22 protein-coding genes and 1 pseudogene are annotated in these 18,399 nt (G+C 40.1%); 6 read left to right on the forward strand and 17 right to left on the reverse strand.

Going from position 1 to position 18,399, the window contains the following annotated elements:
- The 3 genes and pseudogenes from WKT20_RS15270 to WKT20_RS15280 form a co-directional block, all read right to left on the reverse strand.
- A partial coding sequence (locus WKT20_RS15270) for a TraG family conjugative transposon ATPase (RefSeq protein WP_340417645.1) occupies window positions 1–1,989 on the reverse strand: 1,989 nt, incomplete at its 3' end.
- Between the two features lie 154 nt (window positions 1,990–2,143).
- On the reverse strand, window positions 2,144–2,446 hold the full coding sequence (locus WKT20_RS15275) for a DUF4133 domain-containing protein (protein WP_215641509.1): 303 nt from the start codon (window positions 2,444–2,446) through the stop codon (window positions 2,144–2,146).
- Window positions 2,447–2,473: 27 nt separating this feature from the next.
- Window positions 2,474–2,611 (reverse strand): annotated as a pseudogene (locus tag WKT20_RS15280) (DUF4134 family protein); the annotation flags it as partial.
- A gap of 285 nt (window positions 2,612–2,896) precedes the next feature.
- Here WKT20_RS15280 and WKT20_RS15285 point away from each other — a divergent pair.
- The 6 genes from WKT20_RS15285 to WKT20_RS15310 all read left to right on the forward strand — a co-directional run bounded on the left by WKT20_RS15285 (window position 2,897) and on the right by WKT20_RS15310 (window position 7,400).
- Entirely contained in the window at window positions 2,897–3,103 is a 207-nt protein-coding gene (locus WKT20_RS15285; protein ID WP_022128867.1) for a helix-turn-helix transcriptional regulator, read from the forward strand.
- 22 nt (window positions 3,104–3,125) lie between these two features.
- Window positions 3,126–4,070: a DNA cytosine methyltransferase gene (locus tag WKT20_RS15290; protein WP_022128866.1), complete on the forward strand. Its 945-nt coding sequence runs from the start codon at window positions 3,126–3,128 to the stop codon at window positions 4,068–4,070.
- A complete protein-coding gene (locus tag WKT20_RS15295) occupies window positions 4,067–5,122 on the forward strand; it encodes a HaeII family restriction endonuclease (RefSeq protein WP_022128865.1) in 1,056 nt (351 codons plus the stop codon). The genes WKT20_RS15290 and WKT20_RS15295 overlap by 4 nt, the downstream gene beginning before the upstream one ends.
- Window positions 5,123–5,239: 117 nt before the next feature.
- Complete coding sequence (locus WKT20_RS15300) at window positions 5,240–5,896, forward strand: hypothetical protein (protein ID WP_022128864.1); 657 nt, start codon at window positions 5,240–5,242, stop codon at window positions 5,894–5,896.
- A gap of 16 nt (window positions 5,897–5,912) precedes the next feature.
- A complete protein-coding gene (locus WKT20_RS15305; RefSeq protein WP_340417646.1) occupies window positions 5,913–6,746 on the forward strand; it encodes a hypothetical protein in 834 nt (277 codons plus the stop codon).
- Window positions 6,747–6,791: 45 nt separating this feature from the next.
- Window positions 6,792–7,400, forward strand: a complete 609-nt coding sequence (locus tag WKT20_RS15310; RefSeq protein WP_340417647.1) for a hypothetical protein — start codon at window positions 6,792–6,794, stop codon at window positions 7,398–7,400.
- 35 nt (window positions 7,401–7,435) lie between these two features.
- Here WKT20_RS15310 and WKT20_RS15315 read toward each other — a convergent pair whose 3' ends face one another.
- The 14 genes from WKT20_RS15315 to WKT20_RS15380 form a co-directional block, all read right to left on the reverse strand.
- Complete coding sequence (locus WKT20_RS15315; protein ID WP_340417648.1) at window positions 7,436–8,038, reverse strand: hypothetical protein; 603 nt, start codon at window positions 8,036–8,038, stop codon at window positions 7,436–7,438.
- 11 nt (window positions 8,039–8,049) lie between these two features.
- Window positions 8,050–9,282: a relaxase/mobilization nuclease domain-containing protein gene (locus WKT20_RS15320; RefSeq protein ID WP_340417649.1), complete on the reverse strand. Its 1,233-nt coding sequence runs from the start codon at window positions 9,280–9,282 to the stop codon at window positions 8,050–8,052.
- Window positions 9,279–9,674, reverse strand: a complete 396-nt coding sequence (locus WKT20_RS15325; RefSeq protein WP_340417650.1) for a plasmid mobilization protein — start codon at window positions 9,672–9,674, stop codon at window positions 9,279–9,281. The genes WKT20_RS15320 and WKT20_RS15325 overlap by 4 nt, the downstream gene beginning before the upstream one ends.
- Before the next feature lie 285 nt (window positions 9,675–9,959).
- Window positions 9,960–10,784: a hypothetical protein gene (locus WKT20_RS15330; RefSeq protein ID WP_340417651.1), complete on the reverse strand. Its 825-nt coding sequence runs from the start codon at window positions 10,782–10,784 to the stop codon at window positions 9,960–9,962.
- 64 nt (window positions 10,785–10,848) lie between these two features.
- Window positions 10,849–11,160: a hypothetical protein gene (locus WKT20_RS15335; protein ID WP_340417652.1), complete on the reverse strand. Its 312-nt coding sequence runs from the start codon at window positions 11,158–11,160 to the stop codon at window positions 10,849–10,851.
- A gap of 8 nt (window positions 11,161–11,168) precedes the next feature.
- The gene (locus WKT20_RS15340; RefSeq protein ID WP_004302115.1) at window positions 11,169–11,486 is read right to left on the reverse strand and encodes a helix-turn-helix domain-containing protein; all 318 of its coding nucleotides are present in this window, start codon (window positions 11,484–11,486) and stop codon (window positions 11,169–11,171) included.
- Window positions 11,487–11,626: 140 nt separating this feature from the next.
- The gene (locus tag WKT20_RS15345) at window positions 11,627–12,895 is read right to left on the reverse strand and encodes a site-specific integrase (RefSeq protein ID WP_340417653.1); all 1,269 of its coding nucleotides are present in this window, start codon (window positions 12,893–12,895) and stop codon (window positions 11,627–11,629) included.
- 27 nt (window positions 12,896–12,922) lie between these two features.
- Window positions 12,923–14,095 carry a site-specific integrase gene (locus WKT20_RS15350; protein WP_340417654.1) on the reverse strand — a complete coding sequence of 391 codons (1,173 nt, stop codon included), beginning with the start codon at window positions 14,093–14,095 and terminating at the stop codon, window positions 12,923–12,925.
- 197 nt (window positions 14,096–14,292) lie between these two features.
- A complete protein-coding gene (locus WKT20_RS15355) occupies window positions 14,293–14,700 on the reverse strand; it encodes a DUF4134 family protein (protein ID WP_340417655.1) in 408 nt (135 codons plus the stop codon).
- 68 nt (window positions 14,701–14,768) lie between these two features.
- The gene (locus WKT20_RS15360; RefSeq protein ID WP_050541679.1) at window positions 14,769–15,065 is read right to left on the reverse strand and encodes a DUF4134 domain-containing protein; all 297 of its coding nucleotides are present in this window, start codon (window positions 15,063–15,065) and stop codon (window positions 14,769–14,771) included.
- 37 nt (window positions 15,066–15,102) lie between these two features.
- The gene (locus tag WKT20_RS15365; protein ID WP_340417656.1) at window positions 15,103–15,576 is read right to left on the reverse strand and encodes a hypothetical protein; all 474 of its coding nucleotides are present in this window, start codon (window positions 15,574–15,576) and stop codon (window positions 15,103–15,105) included.
- A gap of 271 nt (window positions 15,577–15,847) precedes the next feature.
- Window positions 15,848–16,792 (reverse strand): toprim domain-containing protein, encoded by a 945-nt coding sequence (locus WKT20_RS15370; RefSeq protein WP_340417657.1) that lies wholly within the window; start codon window positions 16,790–16,792, stop codon window positions 15,848–15,850.
- A gap of 81 nt (window positions 16,793–16,873) precedes the next feature.
- Window positions 16,874–17,920: an AAA family ATPase gene (locus tag WKT20_RS15375; protein WP_445323290.1), complete on the reverse strand. Its 1,047-nt coding sequence runs from the start codon at window positions 17,918–17,920 to the stop codon at window positions 16,874–16,876.
- A 200-nt stretch (window positions 17,921–18,120) separates the two neighbouring features.
- The coding region (locus WKT20_RS15380; protein ID WP_340417659.1) for a helix-turn-helix domain-containing protein at window positions 18,121–18,399 on the reverse strand (279 nt) is incomplete at its 5' end.

Raw genomic sequence — 18,399 nt, forward strand, 5'->3', positions numbered from 1 at the left:
GATAACCAGTACCTTACGGTTCTTCTTGATTCTCATCTTCTGGATGAACACATCCATGATGATAAGCGTAACAAGAGGGAATAGAAGAGGATCATCCTTAATGGAGTCGATTTCAAACACGATGAAGGTTTCATCAAACAATTTGGTGTCCAGATTCTCATTCAGCGTCACCTCATGACTGCCTCCCTTATAGAAGTCCTTTAACAGATAGTTGTAGGCCGCCAAGTCAATGCCGGAAAGTTTATTTTCTTCAATGATTTGCGGAATGCGGACAATACTGTACTCGTAGAAGGTATTGAACGAGAGATTCTCAATACGACGGTTCACAAAGTACTCGTCAAAGTACTCTTTGATGACCTGCTCAATAAGCCGGTCTTCCGTCTTGGTAACTACTCCCTGGGTGCCTTTCCAGATAAGCATAATAAGATTCTTTAAGAAACCTATTTTCTCGATGTTTAGCTCTTCACGTTTGATAGCAAAAGGGTTCATCGTGATAGGATGCTCTTCGGTGTAGCTGATATACTTGCCACCTACATACTCGCAAAGTCCCTCGTAAGAATTACCAGTATCGACCATAACTACATCGGTATTCTGCTCCCACATCTGACGTACCACGCTGTTCATGTGGAAACTTTTACCACTGCCCGAAGGACCAAGACAGAAGAAGTTAGAGTTATCTGTAATCTTGTTCTTGCCTTCCTTACCACTGATGTCTATTGCAACAGGGACTCCCTGTCTGTCGGTATAGTATATTTTCAGAGGTGTTTCTTCGCTATGCTGAATCCTTTCCTTGTACATAAGACATGCAGCTGCATCACTAAGGGTCAGAAAACGGTCGTATTCAGGATTGGTGGAATAACAATTTCCAGGGAATGAATTGACAAAAAGCTCCAACTGATTGTACGACTGTTTGCTGATGTGGATTCCCAACTTGCTGAATAGATTCTCCAGATGATTGGTACATCGCTGAATATCCGTATCGATGGGTACTCCAACGATAAGATTGAAATGGGTATATACCAACTGTTTGTTTTCTCTTGCGATAACATCCTGTACATTTTTAATGTCCTCCACGGCAATCTGGTTGCTTGGATTTGGCATACTTGCATGGCGGTTCTTCTTCTTTTCAAGCAGAGAAAGTTCTTTTTTCTGGTTGGGGATGAAAAGCATCTGATTATACACTACTACCTCAGCTGACGGTATGCTGTCTAACAATGATACCATGTCTACTGGCATGGAAACATTGTTCACCTCAATGCTCGTAAACGGACGTACCAAAGAGGGGACATTAATGCAGTCCACATCCACGAGACTATATACCTTGCATCTTTTATCACCCATGGTAATAGACTCGTCATCTATCTTGAAGTTGTTCATCGACAAATGTTTGTCGGTAAAGTTCATAGAGAAATAGCGGTCTACGTAGTCACGAGCTTTATTGCCATCAAGAAATTGGGCATCCACACCGGAGTCTTTCAACTGGTCTTTAACCTTACGTATCTTAACCATGAAATCACGCCATTTCTTGCTGTCAAATGAAAAGAGATTGCTCTTCTTGTTTTCTTGAGTGATAATCAGGTAGCTCTGACAGTCGGTATAGGTACGACCTGTGAAATAGTTGAAATATGATTCCGACAGAAATTCATGGTTATCATTGCTCTCGTCATGGAACTTCTTGCGGATGAATACATCTTGTTTGTGGATGGCATATCCATCACCTAATGTCTGTGCAAGGGCAGTGAAGAGATGATTGAACTCGTAGTAACTGTCAATGTCTGCCGAATATTTCTGTACCGGGTTTTCCATCTTCAGAATTGCCGAGTATTCACCGGTCTTGGTGTAAAGCACCCCGATACTGTTGACTTCTTCCACAGAGAAGTAGATGTTCTGGAAGATTTTTTTGCGTTTCCCTCCAGTACCGAAAGCCATGACTGAGATTGCCATACCAATAAGGATTGCCACAAATGTTAATATGACGTATAGAATCATTGTTCTTTGAATTTATTATTCGATTACTTATCAGTTACGTTCACAATCTGAGAGTTGTCGTATAAACTATGTTAGGCTCATCCTAACGGGAGGGTGAGCCTAACCACACACTATTCAAAATCCAACTCTCTTGCTCATTTATCATGTTGACCGATTACATCTTATGTGCATTGGCATAAATGAATATGCCATGTTCTTCCTTCTTGGTGTGCAATCCTTTCCTTTGTTTGAAAAAGATAAGTGCAGCACCGATACATAGAGTGACAGCAAGGACGATGAGTCCGGCAACAAATCCGAGGATACAATACACTATGATAAAGCTGAGAATACCTCCACCTACAGTTGCTGCAGCCCAGGTGATATACCTGCCTTGGAATCCCATAAATTCAAGGGGTTTCTGAAGCCCCTTAAACATGGGATAGCTGACGTATTGATGATTGTTCGATTCCTTTGTCATAATGAATCCATATCGCTTGGATAATAGTTAGATACCAAAGAACAAAGGCAAAGCCTGTGCAGCAGCTACAAGGAAGATACATGCACCAACAACCATCATGATCTTTTTTTTGAAATCTTGCTGATTGTTCGTAATATGCTGATAATCAATATAAATCTGAATGGCGAAATGGCGAAAGAAACAAATTAGGAACAACAAAATCAAGAAACCCCAAAATGAAAGTATGAGAAAACATAAATTAACACGGAAAACAACGATAATTTTCCGATTTTGTCTTTTTGAGAACGTATGCTACAAAGAATATAATATGTTGTTCTCTCGTTATTTTGTACTTTATAAAAGGATGTATAACACAGTTTTCATTTCATAGTAAGTTAAATTAAATAAAGATATAATGTTTTCTCACTATATTTATATATCTTTGCATCAAAATTATATAAATATGAATATATGGCTAATTTAAATAGGCTAAAAGCCGTACTCGCAGAGCAAGATAAAACAGGAAAATGGCTTGCCGAACAACTTGGAAAATCGACTTGTACTGTGAGCAAATGGTGTAAGAATTCTGTTCAACCAGACTTACAAACATTAGAGCGTATAGCTCAGTTACTGAATATTGATAAAAGAGATTTGCTAACTCCCTCTCAAAGGGATTAAATATAAATGACTAATAAAGTACATGAATTGGAACAATTTTAGTTTTATAGATTTATTTGCTGGTATTGGTGGCATCAGATTGGGCTTTGAATCTGTTGGTGGACATTGTGTGTTCTCATCAGAATTTGATGAAAATGCCTGTAAAACTTATGAGGCGAACTTTGGAGAGCACCCATCTGGAGATATAACAAAAATTGCAGCAAAAGATATTCCTGACTTTGATATTCTCCTTGGTGGTTTCCCTTGTCAAGCATTTTCTATTATTGGAAAAAAGGAGGGCTTTGAAAATGAAACTTGTGGAACTCTTTTCTTTGAAATTGAAAGAATTTTAAAAGAAAAGCAGCCAAAGGCCTTCATGTTAGAAAATGTACGAAATCTAACCGCACATGATAAGGGAAATACATTTAAGGTCATAAGAACTCATTTGGAGGCTTTAGGTTATACCGTGTATGCCAAAGTATTAAATGCCTTAGATTATGGTGTTCCTCAGAAGAGAGAGAGAATTATAATTGTTGGATTTAAGGACAATATTTTATTTTCTTTCCCAGACCCAGTTCCTGCATCACGTAAAAAAACGTTGAAAGACATTCTTGAAGTTGATGTTGATGAGAAATATTATGTAAAAGATAAAATAAGAGAATCAAGACTTATGCGTCTAAAGGACCCTAACTATCCTAAACCATATATCTCTCATGAAAATATGGCAGGAAGTATTACTCCACATCCATATTCCTCATGTTTGAGAGCTGGAGCTTCTGCAAATTACATTCTTATCAATGATGAACGAAGACCAACAGAAAGAGAAATGTTAAGGATTCAAGGATTCCCTGATGATTTTAAAATCGTAGTTCCATATAGTCAAATAAAACATCAGACAGGGAATTCTGTGGCTGTTCCTGTAATAAAGGCAGTTGCAAATCAGATGATAAACGCATTAAAGCAATTTGAATCAAACAAAGTGTCATGATAACAAAAGAGCAAGCAAAGGCTGCTTTGGATAATGTAATCAAAAAGTCCAGAGTTCACTTGTATAAGCCAATACAGGTAGCCGAAATACTTTACAGAGATAGAGTTTTTAAAGACATAAACCTCTTGTCTTTAGAGGATTATAGAACAAAAAGTAAGAAGTGGAGAGATGAGGTTTCTATTGTGCTACTCGGTAGAGTTAGTACAAGTAGTGCCCGATTCCAAGATGATTTGTTCAATGATAATGCCACTCCTCCAGCAGTATTAGATGTACTTGGAAGAGAAAATCGTAGAACAAATGGAGCTGTTGAAGCGTATATTTATAGTAAGTTTGACAACAAACATGAGCAGTTGTCAAATGCGTTGGCTTATTGCTTGGATGCAAGTGTCGAAACATTTGAAGTCAAGAAATTTATAGACTCATTTTGGAATGAACCTGGTTTGAAGAGAAGCCTTGACAAAATCTATGAGATTATTGTCTATGCGTTGTTTTCAACACTGGTTGAAGCCATGAATCTTGAAGTTGAAGTTACAGTAAAAGAAGATGCTTATCCTCTGCTTAAAGAATTTGAAGACTTTACACAGAAAGTAATGTGTTTGGATTGTTCAACTCCACAACATATACAAGAGGCAAGAGTTTATCGTGTTGGTGTAACTAATGCTGCTGATAGAGGGCTTGATATGTATTCTAATTGGGGACCAGCAATCCAAATTAAACATTTAAGTTTGGACATTTCTCTTGCAGAGAGCATTGTAAATAGTGTTTCAAGTGACCGCATTGTTATTGTTTGCAAAGATGCAGAGAAAGATGTGATAGTTTCTCTTCTTAGTCAAATAGGTTGGAGAAGCCATATCCAAAGCATTGTTACAGAAAATGATTTAATCAAATGGTATGAAAAGGCTCTTCGAGGAAGTTATTCAGAACAGTTGGGAGAAAAGCTTCTTTACTGTCTTGCAAGTGAAATCGCTGAAGAGTTTCCTTCTGTGGACTACACTCCTGAAATAATAAAGAAAAGACATTACGAGCTAATTTCAGACCCTTTTTGGAAATGATAGTATTGACCAGTGCATAGATGTTCCCTCAAAGGCCTCAAAGGGTGTCACCCAACAAACTTTTGCCATTACTATGGGCTTAAGTAATACCAATTGTTTGATAAAAAAAGAAACGATATGAGAAAAATTGCTACTTTACTGATTTTGTGCTTTATGCCTATCTGCCTATTTGCACAAGCGTATAAAATGTATCAAACACGTAACTACCACAACCAGTTACGTTTAAATACAGCTACAGGAGAAGTATTACAGGTGCAAGATGACGGTCAATCTTGGAAAATTTGTGATGCAGTGGAAGATGGTGGCGAAATTGATAATCGCTTCTGTCTTTATGAAACACAAAATATGTGGACTTTCATCATGCTTGATACTTTTACGGGTAAGAATTGGCAGGTTCAATTTAGTACAAAAGGAACTGATTACATGTTTGCTGCACCAATTAATTATTGGTCAAAAGCATATCCTTCCTCTTCTGACAGATGGCAAGGAAGATTCAAAATGTTTGCTACTCAAAATATGTGGACATTTATTATGTTGGATAGTTTCACTGGAAGACTTTGGCAAGTGCAATACGACACCAAGTCTTTAGACAACCTTCTTTGCGTTTCAATAAATGAAGAAGTTCTTGAAACAGGAGATAGAAGCATTTTTACAATACAACCGATGACGAGTATGTATCAATACTATCTAATAAGCAACAAGTCGGGTGCTATGTGGCAATTTCAGTGGACAACCAAAGGACCTGATTATAGATGGATTAAAAGGGTTAATTGACAAATTGTAATTGATTATGAAGAGCAAAAATATAAATGACATAACTTTGTTTCGATACTTGTTTTGTCTTGATAAAAGAGATTTGCCACAGAGCATTTTAAATTGGTGCAATAATATCGGTAGTGCAATTGATTCTGATAGAGAAAATGCTATAAGAGAATTATCTATAGTAAAGGATAACTGTCGTAATTTGGTTGTTTTCTCTAAGACATTTGTTGATACAATGGATAAATCCTATATGAAATTTACACAATTTCATATTGATATTCTCCAAGAGTTAGATAATGAGAATGGAGTTGTTCGTAGCCCATACTTTATAGAAGGGTGTTATGTCGTGTATAGCATAAAGAATGGCTGTCTTACTTTATGGATATTCCAAGACAACATCGACAAGTTTTTGTCGATACCTACATATTACATTTGTGTGTCACCGAAGGATAAAATCAAGGGAAATGGACATCAGTTAGACTGCATGGTTTTACCTCTTATTGATGGTTGTGTGGAGGCAAATATCAGAGATTATATAGATATGGTCTTAGATTATTTGTGTTTAAGACAATGGGCAGAAGTTCAATTAGGAAAAGTATCTACCACAATAAGGAAAGAGGTTAAAAAGAACAAGAAAACTCAGATTGTCACAGAAGCAGGGCTTGACTATTACCGGTTTGATAGTAAGTGGTATACTGAAATTTGCAATGATGAGTCTTTCAAGGTTAGTGGTCATTTCAGGTTACAACCTTATGGAGATGGCACAAGGAAGCTTATATGGATAAATGAATTCACAAAGAATGGCTATCATAGGAAAGCTACTATTGACAAAGTTAAAGATGGAGAGGTAACTCTTACTTAAAAAGAACATAAGGACAAGCGGATATAAACGAAAAAAATGATTTTTATGAAGAAGGACATTAGATTTCTTAAAAAGATAAGATGTAGAATAGAAGCACTTCCTTGGAGCGTATGGGAAAATGAAGACACTAAAGATAAGTCACAATACGACAAGAAAAGAAAAAGATTAAAGGGAGAAGTTATGCATATTCAAAACCATATAAGAGGCTATGTTTTAGCTCAATATGGCGAAGGTGAGTTGTTACATGAATTTTCCCATTATTCATTCTTTACACAAGGATTTATTGCAAACACTTTCAATGTGGTAAACAATGAGGCTTGGTCAAATGGAAAGAAATCTTTTCTGTATTTTACAGATAAATTGATAGATTTTGCAGAAGCGGAAGAAATTGTAAACTCTATTGATTGGAGAAGAAATATCATAAAATGGTTCATACTATTTGTTATTATAGGACTAATAGTATTTTTACTATTCGCTGAAACAATTTTGACAGACTCAATAACTGCAATATTAAGTAATGAAATCAAACCCAAATTACAAGTTCTCCTCTTAGCGACAATGATTGCGTCGAACCTCTTATGGTATAAAAATTGGAGAGACTTATTACCAATAACAACTTCTATTTTGGGAGCATTGTTGGGATTAAATCTCTAGATAGCCCAGACCTAATACTGGGCTTTTGTTCGTCTTTATCCGTATAACTTTGCAATCATCATTCCTACACCACCTGCAACAACAAAAATACCAATCGTGAAGAAGAACCAGAAGAACCACTGGGCATAGTAACCAAGGTAACAACCATCATATTCCTTGTAGCGTTCACGGACTTTCTTCCGTTCATCAGCAAACATGGAATTGACCTCACGGATATGCATCTGCATCTCTGAGTTCATCCATTGGCGTTCTTTGGCAAACAGTTCTTGAATCTTCTGCCAGTCAGCATCATTGACTTGCACAGATACCTTTAATTTTGTGGGCGCATTCTCCATAACTTTGTCTATATGCTGATTGATGGTATCAACCTTTTTGCTGATAGTAGTCACAGCACCACCTAAATTGGCTTCTGCACGTTGATACTGCTGAATGGCAGATTCCAGTTCAAGTGTGGCATTGATGAAGGTATTGGTAGCCTTGTCAATGTCCTCACTCAACTGCTTCAACTCAGGAACACGGTTTACAAGTCCATCCTCGGCTTGCTGTTCCTCCACCTCGTTTTCGACATCATTCATCATGTTGTCGAAGTCGGATCTTTCTTCTGTGTCTATGTTTATCTTGCTTTTTCTGATTGCCATATTTCATTGATTTATCGGTGGAAACTTCTGCTGCGTGGTTTAGGCTTGCACATGGAATGAGCCATCTGTGCGCAACGGTGGGCAAACTTCCAATCATCTTCATCATCCTTCTTGCCCCAACCAGAAGAGGGAGCAGAACCGCCACCGCCACATGACTCAGACATGGAAGTGGCAGCATCAATATACCCTGCAAACAACAGCATCGCTACATGAGCGACATTTTCTGTTGTCGCTATATCATTATCCTCTGGAATCTGAACCTCATTAGTAAAGACATCTTTGACAGCGTTCGGAATCCACACCTTTTTGACTTCATCGCCAATGTTGATTGTGAATGCAGTTTGTGTAATTTGAGGTTGCGCCTTTGGTTGTGATGCTGTTTGAGTCTGAACGACAGGACGAACTGGGCGAGGCGCAGGAGCAACGGATGGAGAAACAGGCTTTGTCTTGACTTGTGTAGGTTGTGGGTGCAGTTTCTTCCATGTGTCTTCAATCTTTGATGCCATGAACCTTCTGCCTATCTCCGAAGCCTTGAACACGGAAGCATTCTTGCCGACTGTGTAGCCGACAAGTTTCCGTTGTTTGTCGTAGCGTGGCTTTACCTCATAGCCTTTCATGCGCAACAGATTGAAGTATCTGTCAATGTTGAACTGTTGCATATCTTTAAGAGTATGTTCGCAATCTTCCGCAAGTTCCACTTTCCGCATGTTCCGAATCTCCTGCGGTTGTTCCCACCCATGCCGCATATTGATGATTTTCGCAGCCTTCATTGCCCGAAGATGAATATCATGCACATCGTTGGTGTTACCCTCCATATCCACACGACAACAATCAATGTGAAGGTGTAGCGTTCCAGACTTGGAGTCAGAGTGCAATCCGCCCACATTCATAGAATTGGTGAATTTGGTCTTTATCTCATTGGAAAAACCGTTGGGTGTAAGTCCAACAGAATCCAAGACTTCCAAGGCTTCGTCTTGGAGGTTTGCCCAATCTTCCATAGTGAAGTTTGCAGACTCTTCCTTTGATGGGGAAAGTACAAAAGTGGTCATGAACCTTTCCAACTTTCTGCCCACCGTCCTTTCCGCTTGATGATACTGGCAATGATGTTTCATCATGTACCAGATGGCGGTAGGGTCAAGACCATCGGGCATATTGTTCACCTTGACCGTTTTTGCATTCTCCTTTTCCAATGCGTACCTTACGGAATTGCCTCCGTATGATACGACCTTTGCGAGCATAATCATAATTGTTCCTTTGATTGGGTCTGTACGTTTGTTGCGATATTCTCTTCAATGCTATACCAATGTTGGATAAGTCCAGCAATGGCATCAATCCACCAACGCATGAACTTCTCATTCTTGAAGAACCGAGCCTTTTCCTCAGCCGTTTTCTTGGATAGCACGTTGCTGATTTTTATCAAATCCGTCCTTGCGATGGCGAGAGAGTTGAGAGCGTCCACCTCATCCTTGGTAAGCCTCATGCGTGGACGGTGCTTTAAGCCAGTCTCAACGACATAGCGACTCAGGCTTAACCCACACTCCTTGGCAAGCGTCTGGAGCTGCATCAACTCCTCTTTCGTGCATCGGTAGGTATGGACTTCCGTAGGCGGTTTTCTTATGATGTTTTTCTTTCTCATTTGTCCTTGTCTCTGATTAAAAAGGGATGATTACAAGCATCTTACAAAGGTGGTCACGACTGCGAGCTTGCGAGTAGTCCGAGAAACTTTTAGGAATACAGAAAGACGGACACGGCTTCTGTATTACAAAAGGATTTCTCGAAAAGTACCTATAAAATGACGGTACTTTTAACAGCCTCCGTCCCCAAGGCTGCTTAAACGTATAACAGTTTGGCGGTAGCCTATGGCGGTCTATCGTCCTTTGGGATGTTTTCTCTGTATGGTGGCTCATTAGCCTCTGTATGCCTATTGATTGCCGTTATGGTATTCGTTAGGCTTATAGCCATTGGCGTTAGAACCGTTAGACTGTTGTGCTTGACCTCCAAACTGATGCTGTGGATATGTGTTGTGCTCTCCCTCATTCTGTTTGGCATCTGCTTCTTGCATGGAAGAAGGATTGCCAACAGTATGTCGGGAATAACTTTGTTGCCCCGAAATTCCACCAGTAACAGCATCGGAAAGATTGCCATTCGTTCCGACCTTACCCACGCTTCCATTATCATTAGATGAAGCCGAATTTAGGGAAGAAGAGATATCTGCTGTAGAAGAATTGCCCTTTTTGTCAGTATCGGATATTCCATTGGCAGAATGCCCATCTTCCTTGTCCGACTTTGTATCATCCTCCGTTGTCGTAACAATTACTCTTGCTTGTGGAACTTCCGTATGGACGATTGCAGAGCCATCCGCATTGCGCTTCAATGAAAAGCCGTTCTTGACAAATCTTCCGTCCACATACCAACCAGAGAGGGAATGCAGGGTAATGATGCGGTTGTCTCCAACCTTTTGTGAAGAGGAAATGCCCACAGCCTCCATAGCCTGTAAAAGTTTGGGGACGGTCTTGCGGTCTTTATCCCAGAGTTTGGCAAGTTGGGTATTGTCCACCACACATTGCCCACACAAGATTTCCACTTGTTGGGTCTTGCTGATAGAAGCAAGTGTTGTTTCACGTTCAGCAAGAGAGGCAAGAGACATGAAGCATTCCATGCGGTCAATCTTGTACTTCTTGCAACGAAGATACTCCATCTGTGCATCGGACAGCGTGAAGCAGTAATGTATCTTTTGTTTATCCATCTTCTGTAAATTTTGAATATTATAACCATAAATGGCAAGACTGTTTTTCTCAGTAAAGAGAAAATCATCTGTGCCGTCCTCGCCTTGGGGAAATGTTCTCTGCTATAACATAGAGCTCGCCTTGCAACCTGTCATTAGAATGGCTGCTTAATCGTGAAATGCACTCAATGCAAACAGATTGGGCAAGAAGTTTTCTTCTGCCGACAGTTGCTTCATCATTGATGCCCTTGTTGGCTCCGCATTGTTCGGCAAGCTGATTGAAAGCATCACGCATCCGAAAGTAGCCGTTGCCAGTATTGATGTATCTCACGGCAAGGTCAGCGACATTTGCCAACTTGCTTCTATACTCCTCATGGGAAATATCGTCCTTCATCATCGCCATGTCTATTTACAAAGTTCACTCATGTGCTTGGTCGCTGCAGCCTTGGTCTCAGCCTCGGACATACTGCGGTTCTGGCGCATCCAGTTCAAGAGCTCTGACTTTTCAAAGTATATAATCTTGCCGTTGGGACGGAAGAACGGAAGTTCATGCTTGTGTGTCATCTTATAGAGACTGCTCTTTGATATACCCATGAATAAGGCAGCTTCCTCCAGTGTCAATACTTGCTTGGCATCACGGAGTAGGTTTTCCATTATCCCAATGCGGTGCTCATGTGACTCTACCTTCAAAAGAAGAGTCTCGGTGTCGATAGTTTTGTTCATTATCCTGTAATTTAATTGTTTGTAATTCGTTGTACTGCTTGTTTTGAAAGTGTAGTCCCCCAAGGCAGAGAGAAATCCCTGCCCGAAAAATGGGGACTATAAAAGTGAAATTAACTGGTTGTTATCCTGAAAAGTTCTGTTTACTTGTTATCCTGTATAAAAGTTATTCTGCGTGGATGGTTGTTGGTGGCTGCTGTCCGCTTTGTCCTTGGTATCTGCTTATTCTCCTCACGCTGTTTGCGACCTCGAAAGGCTTTCTTCGTGTTGTCAACAGCCTTGACCTTTTCATTCGTCAGCACATCTGCATAGATGGCGGTGGATTTGAGCGACTTGTGTCCCATCAGCTTCTTGGTAGTCTCAATGTTGCCGGTAACCGCCTGCACCAAAATTCCGAATGTATGTCGGGCGCAGTGAAAAGAGATATTCTTCTCAATGCCCACCTTCTGGGCTATCCTTTTAAGGGCTGCATCCACATTAGCCTTGGCAGGAAGATGAAACACAAAATCATCATCGCCTTTGGGTGGCATCCATGACAAGGCGGTATTGCCGATTGGTACGGCATTGAGAGCCTTTGTTTTCTTCTGGACGATTACAAGCGTGTTCGTTTCTTTGTTTCTCTTGATGTCGCTCCACCGCAGAGCCTTGATGTCGCTGATACGAAGTCCTGTCAGACAGGCAAAACCGAAAGCTCTCTGTGCTTCTGCAACTCCTGGACTTCTCTCGTCTGAAGCCATGAACCTTTTCAGTTCCTCGGGAGTGAGATACTGCTTATGTGATGTCTTTGGCTTGGGAAAGAAGTCTGACTTCTCCAACTGGTAGAAAGGGTTAGCCTTCAACTTGCCGAACTTGACAGCCTTGTTGAACACCGTCACTATACGCTGTTGAACATTGTGAAGGGAGCCTTCACACAAAGGCTTGGCTTCAACTCGTACATACTTCTGTGGTACATAGTCGTTCTTCAACCAAAGAAAGAATGCCTTGAACCATTCCTTGTCGAACTTCCTCAGAGTGATGTGAGGTCTGCGCTTGTTGGCAAGGAACTCGCTCATTAGATATTTCAGATACTTTGATTGGTCAACAATAGCCTTGGAATAGTCTGTGTTGTCGCTCATCCAGTCGATGTAAGTCTGGATCCAGTCCAAGACTTCGGGAGACTCGTCATTGGGGATTTCCTTCACAATCATCAAGTGACCTACCTCTGGGATGGTCTCTGGATGAAGAATACGCTCAGCCCTTATCTGGTGAGCACGTTGCAATGTTTCTTCGTTCCTTGCTTTGGTCTCTGCATCAACCTCCGGCAACAAATAGAGGGAAAGAAATTCAAACTTGCGCTTGCCACCATCGTAGATGTCAAGATACAAGCTTATGTTGTCGTTGGCAAGTGCCTTTTGTCTGATAGTTATTGTCATGTCTCTATATGTTTTGTTGTCAATGATTTATGTGAACATACCGTCAATGAGGTTAATGGCTTCCTCCTTCTTCTTATCCACGATTTTAGCATAGATTTCCGTGGTCTGAATGTTGGAATGTCCCATCAGCTTGCTTGTGGTAAAAAGGTCAGCACCGAGCGTGAGCATCATCGTTCCGAACGTGTGCCGTGAGCAATGGAATGAGATATGCTTCTCTATCCCTGCCGCTTCCGCCCATTTGCGGAGAGCCCTGCCTATAACGGTCTGTGTGGTTGGAATGTCAAAGAAAGGAATATCTTTACCTCTTTGCTTTGGCAACCACCGCTTTGCCTCTTCCGAGAGAGGTATTATAACTGGCTTCTCCGTCTTTTGCATTTCCATGTCTATGTATTCGCCCTTTCCGTCAGCGGTCTTGAAGATGTGCATAGGAGCAAGACGGTACATGTCGCTTAATCGCAATCCTGTAAAACAGGCGAAGATGAAAGCCTTCTTGACCTCTGGGCGGTAACTGTCCGTAGCCATGAGGGTGCGAAGTTCCTCAATGGTCAGATACTCTTTCTTGCCATCCTTGGGTTGGATGCGCTCACGTGCATCAAGTTCCTTCATAGGGTTGTTGTGGATAATGCCTTGTCGCACAGCGTTGTTGAGTGCGGTAGAGAACATTCCGAGGTATCGGCTTGCCGTATTCTCGCTGATAGGTCTTGGCTCGCCATACTTGATATGGGAGTTTGGAAAGTTACGCAAGAACTTCACATAACCACGGCAGAACTCCGCATTGACCTCTTCAAGCGAAATGAAGCCTTTATTGGTCTCGTCAAGATACTTCTCCACGGTGTGCAGCATTTCCACACGGCAATGGAGCGTTGACTTCTTAATGCCGACACCACCTTCACAATACTTCTTTATCCATGTGGTAAGAAGCATCGAGCCTTGTTTTACTGTCTCCCAGTCCTGTATGCCGTGACCATGAAGGGCTTTGATGCGCTCTGCCTTGATGCGTTCCGCAACCGCCATAGTCTGCTTGTTCTGTTCCTTGCAGACAGGGTTGATTTCGGGGACGAGGTAGAGTTTGAGGTATTCATACTTCCTCACTCCCTTATAGTAGATGTCAAGATAGATACTCTTGTTGCCATCTGCGAGCGACTTCAACCGAATTTTAATCGGTTCTTTCAGCTTTACTTGTTTCTTTGGTCTTGCCATGATGTATGAAGTGTTATTTTGTTTTTGTATTCTGCTACATTGGAGGGTCTTTCTCCCTCTTGTTGAAAGTCTATGTCAGATATGGTTTCCTATGCTGACATTTGCTTTTTTTCTCTTCCCTTACTTCGGAAAACTGATGTAAAGATAAGAAAACAAACCGAGAAACGAGAAACAAAACGGAAACAAGAAACTGTCTTTTATGTCTTTTTAAGAGTGAGTTTGACAAACATCGGAAAATTCAAATTATCACTTAAAGCATTGATACTTAGCGCATTTACTTTCACTTGCTTTCTTGTCTTTTCAAACGCATTTTGTAGGACTAAGATATTCTTGACGTCCTGCTCTTCATTGTTCATTGCAATGTAAACGCTGATGGCACCGACAACGGCAACAACACCGGCTATGGCATAACAAAGCTTCACCACGTATGGAACGTACTTTGCTATTTCTTCCGTAACTGTAGTCAAAGCATTTGTTCCGGCTGTGTAGTCTCCGGCAGCATTCTGAGCATAAGTGGCTGCTACTCCGCAAAAGAGCAACATGGCCAGTGTTCCAACACGTTTAGCATTGAAAATCCTTTTGGTTAAATTCTTGATTTTCTTCATTTTTTGTTGTTTTACAGTTAAAAATTAGACATGTTATCCTTACTTGCTTGATTCTTAAATTCTTAGTTTTATACAATATTATAGCCAAAGAATGCTGGGAAAATGATAGTTGCGCCAATCATAAACAGGCAGGCTCCGACCAGCATCATGATTGATTTGGTCACATCTCCTTCACCGGTATTCATTTTGATATAGATTTGTAAAGCTCCGATAATTGCTACTATGGATGCAATAGCATACAGAAGATATACTACATAGAGCATCATTGTGACCGTAAAATCATGGGCATTGCTCAATGCGTCAGCACCCCAGCTGTAGTCAACACCACCGCATTTAGCAAATGCCGACTGAGGCTGGAGGAACATGAAGCCGAAACAGGCAATAAAAAACAGTTGATTGATTTTACAGTTTATCGATTTCATTCCTTTTCTCTATTTTTCTTTTGTTGTGTTTGTCGTTGAGATTTTGCATAAACTCATCAGGATAAAAACTGTATTGAGGAACTGCCTCTATCTCTTCCATGCTTTCTTCGTTTTCTTTATTGAGTTCTGCACTTGTAGTAGTCTGTTGAGTGGATTTTGACTCTTCCTCTTCAGGAGGGGAACTGTTGCTCTGCTTATTGCCTGTTGGAATGACTACCCGAAGGCCGTCGTCTGTTACTTGCTCTGTGTATGTCATGTCACTACCTTCAGGACCATCATTATGTTCTTCCACGGAAACCGGCACTTCTTCATTATCCATGCTGCTGACATCAATGGTCTCTTCATTCGTTTTCTTTTCATCTTTCTTACTATGAAGGTCAAGTGTAATCATTACTGAAAAGTAAACCACATACGCAAAGGTGAGGACGAATACGAATATTACAAATCCTGGCATTTCTCAATCTGATTTTAATGTGTTATTATAAAAAAGTTTCATACTCAGAAGACAAAACTTAAAATCAATTTGCTCCTGTGTTATGACAAAGGAAATGAGTTTTATGGTATTCCGATAAAAATATGCCGATTTGAATTTCAGTATTAACATACATTTGTTTAGAAGTATGATATTCTAATAAAAATCATACTATTAGAATAAAAACATCACAAAAAAGAGGCTCTCCTGTGGGGAACCTCCTTAAACTAATAGAACAGACTTATTATTTTTGTTACTCCTTTACTATTCCATTGATAACATCGTTCAGATCCTTGAAATTACGGTATCTGATGGATTCATCAATTACTTTGTCTAAATATTCATCCTTGATTTTCTTTATGGTCGCTGCACCGGCAGCATCATTATCAAGATAGCAGTGTATTACATTATAATTCTGAAGATATGGTAGTGCTGTTTTGATATTGCTAATAGAATTAAGAACAATATAATCACACTCACATTCAACGTAAAGCTGTATGTCCATCTTCCATTTTTTTAGACTCGCATAAGTGAGCATGTCAAATAACCCTTCAAATATACAACACTCAGAATGTGACTCACCATTTGTTCTTATGATGGATATGGTTTTCTTTCCAATACTCCGCTTGGAATACTTGTTTCGGATTTCCATACCACCATCTATATTTTCAAAGGCTATGGCATAGTAATGTTTATCGTTGATATGATAATGTATTTCCTTACAGAAATCTTGGGCTACCTCGAAGTCAACACGTCTTTGTGAAATATAACTTTTCAGATTGGGATGACTGAGCTTGCAAATACGATCAATGAAGGTAATGTTGTTACTCTCCTTCATATTTCCTGCTATATGGTTCTGATTCCACACGTTTCTTCTTTGTTGTTCTTTGGTCATTGCTTCATAATCCTCAGCATATTGGAGGTTGTGGCTCTTAATTTGTTGTTCAAGATAAGTAAGGACTTGATGATTATTCCATGAAGGGTGCATCTTCTGAACAAGATTAATGATGTTTCCACCAGAGCTGGCTCCAAAGTCATTCCAAAGATTTTTTGTAGGACTAACATTGAAAGATGGAGACGATTCTGCTCTAAAGGGAGATAGATACCAGTAATTACCTCGATGGATATAGGCATACTGATAACCCTCCGTTTCAAGGAACTGTACAATACTGACTGATTTGATTTCATCTATGGTCATGGCATATCAATAATGTATAATTGGGCTCATATAAGTTTAGTATATATATACCCTGTTAAACTTAAACTCATAAACTTACTTTTACAGCAGGAGTGCAGGATGATAATGATAACCGTCTTTGTCCTTGGTAATCAGTTTGCGCTCACAGAAGATTTTAAGCATATCCTTAACTGCATTGTCCCCACGCTTGTAGCCTTCTTGTGCGTAAGCCTGGCTGATTGCTTTCACCAGTTCAAGATACCTTTGTGGACTCTCACCTTCAAAAACAGTGCGAAGTACTTTGACATGTAAGTCATCTGGCAGAGATGTCAAGGGCTTATCTTTGGGTTTGACTACTGTAATATGATAGCCGTCATCCAAGACGGGAAGAGAGTTGTCGTCAATGTGAAATGCCCATGAAGAAAACTCCTTGTCTCGCATGTGCATAGGCCTGACTTCACTGATGTTGGAATCCTGTTTGTTCTTGCTGATTATCAGAACTGTTTCAGCCTTGTTTTCAAGTTCGGTACCAATATGACCTCTGGTGTTATTGTCATTTTTATTAAGGTGTAGCACGCAGTGGATGTGAAGATTGTACTTACTTGTCCAAGCCATGAGCATAGTCATCACATCTGTAGATTCCTTGGCATTGTTGATGTCATACATGAGATCTCGCAAGCCGTCTATAATGACCAGTCCTACATCCTCAAATGTCCTGAGGGCATAATCTATGAGGGCAATACGTAGAGTAGGAGTGAACTCCCTTAGCCCATAGAACTTGATGCGCTTATCTTCCTTTGTCAGGCTCAATCCTGCAAGGCGATAGATGCGTTCTATCACATTGTGACAATGAAACCTGCTTTGTTCTGTATCGAAATAAAGGATTTTGCGTTTCCCGTCAGGAAGACTGGCTCTATATTTGAGTACTGTAGAATTATTTACAGCTGCCGCTACCATTGCTGTTATATTAAACGTTTTCTTGCTCTTTGCTTTACCGGTAGATGCACTGAAATTACCAAAGGTTGCTATGGTACAATCTCCAACCCATAAAATCTGTGGTGGAACAGGAGGCTTTTCAGATGCCTTTATTTCTCCCTGTCTCAAATAGTTGTCAAGTTCTTGGTCGTTGAAAGTGCTCTTACTCAGCATTCCGACTTCAAGAGAACTTTCCACTGAGCATTCCTTATCATTATTGTTTTTCCTTCTTATCATGACATAGTTCTTTTTTATTATCATTTTTTGAGGAACTTATGATAACTTCTGACTTTTTTAGTAAAGCAGTCAGTTGAGCATCTGTATAAACCTCCGTTTTATTATGTTTCTTCCTTTTCATTGTAATATTCTATTTATCATTTTTTTTGTTTTGCTGGCACTATATGGTTTTTATGCATCCACCTTAGAAGTTCTTTCCTGTCAAAATAGATTAATTTCCCTTTTGGCTTGAAATGAGGTATCTCCAAATTCATTGTGAGTTTGTAGATTTGGGATTGTGTCACGCCTAAGTATTCGGCAACTTCTGTAGTAGTCAACATTTCTTTGACAGAAAATAATTTATCTTCAATTCTGTTCATTCGTTCATTGAAGACTTCTGGCTCCATTATTTTTAACTCTTTGACCTGCATTTCTAG

Origin of the sequence: Phocaeicola sp. ICN-14070, assembly GCF_037892625.1 — a bacterium.
Classification (GTDB): Bacteria; Bacteroidota; Bacteroidia; order Bacteroidales; family Bacteroidaceae; genus Phocaeicola; species Phocaeicola plebeius.

Coding starts and splice junctions, on each gene's coding strand:
- WKT20_RS15355 (WP_340417655.1), bottom strand. CDS start 14,700: ATGAAGAAAATCAAGAATTTAACCAAAAGGATTTTCAATGCTAAACGT.
- WKT20_RS15350 (WP_340417654.1), bottom strand. CDS start 14,095: ATGGCAAGACCAAAGAAACAAGTAAAGCTGAAAGAACCGATTAAAATT.
- WKT20_RS15310 (WP_340417647.1), top strand. CDS start 6,792: ATGAAGAAGGACATTAGATTTCTTAAAAAGATAAGATGTAGAATAGAA.
- WKT20_RS15360 (WP_050541679.1), bottom strand. CDS start 15,065: ATGTTCCTCCAGCCTCAGTCGGCATTTGCTAAATGCGGTGGTGTTGAC.
- WKT20_RS15305 (WP_340417646.1), top strand. CDS start 5,913: ATGAAGAGCAAAAATATAAATGACATAACTTTGTTTCGATACTTGTTT.
- WKT20_RS15290 (WP_022128866.1), top strand. CDS start 3,126: ATGAATTGGAACAATTTTAGTTTTATAGATTTATTTGCTGGTATTGGT.
- WKT20_RS15340 (WP_004302115.1), bottom strand. CDS start 11,486: ATGAACAAAACTATCGACACCGAGACTCTTCTTTTGAAGGTAGAGTCA.
- WKT20_RS15365 (WP_340417656.1), bottom strand. CDS start 15,576: ATGCCAGGATTTGTAATATTCGTATTCGTCCTCACCTTTGCGTATGTG.
- WKT20_RS15300 (WP_022128864.1), top strand. CDS start 5,240: ATGAGAAAAATTGCTACTTTACTGATTTTGTGCTTTATGCCTATCTGC.
- WKT20_RS15330 (WP_340417651.1), bottom strand. CDS start 10,784: ATGGATAAACAAAAGATACATTACTGCTTCACGCTGTCCGATGCACAG.
- WKT20_RS15315 (WP_340417648.1), bottom strand. CDS start 8,038: ATGGCAATCAGAAAAAGCAAGATAAACATAGACACAGAAGAAAGATCC.
- WKT20_RS15320 (WP_340417649.1), bottom strand. CDS start 9,282: ATGATTATGCTCGCAAAGGTCGTATCATACGGAGGCAATTCCGTAAGG.
- WKT20_RS15375 (WP_445323290.1), bottom strand. CDS start 17,920: ATGCTGAGTAAGAGCACTTTCAACGACCAAGAACTTGACAACTATTTG.
- WKT20_RS15285 (WP_022128867.1), top strand. CDS start 2,897: ATGGCTAATTTAAATAGGCTAAAAGCCGTACTCGCAGAGCAAGATAAA.
- WKT20_RS15370 (WP_340417657.1), bottom strand. CDS start 16,792: ATGACCATAGATGAAATCAAATCAGTCAGTATTGTACAGTTCCTTGAA.
- WKT20_RS15295 (WP_022128865.1), top strand. CDS start 4,067: ATGATAACAAAAGAGCAAGCAAAGGCTGCTTTGGATAATGTAATCAAA.
- WKT20_RS15335 (WP_340417652.1), bottom strand. CDS start 11,160: ATGATGAAGGACGATATTTCCCATGAGGAGTATAGAAGCAAGTTGGCA.
- WKT20_RS15275 (WP_215641509.1), bottom strand. CDS start 2,446: ATGACAAAGGAATCGAACAATCATCAATACGTCAGCTATCCCATGTTT.
- WKT20_RS15325 (WP_340417650.1), bottom strand. CDS start 9,674: ATGAGAAAGAAAAACATCATAAGAAAACCGCCTACGGAAGTCCATACC.
- WKT20_RS15345 (WP_340417653.1), bottom strand. CDS start 12,895: ATGACAATAACTATCAGACAAAAGGCACTTGCCAACGACAACATAAGC.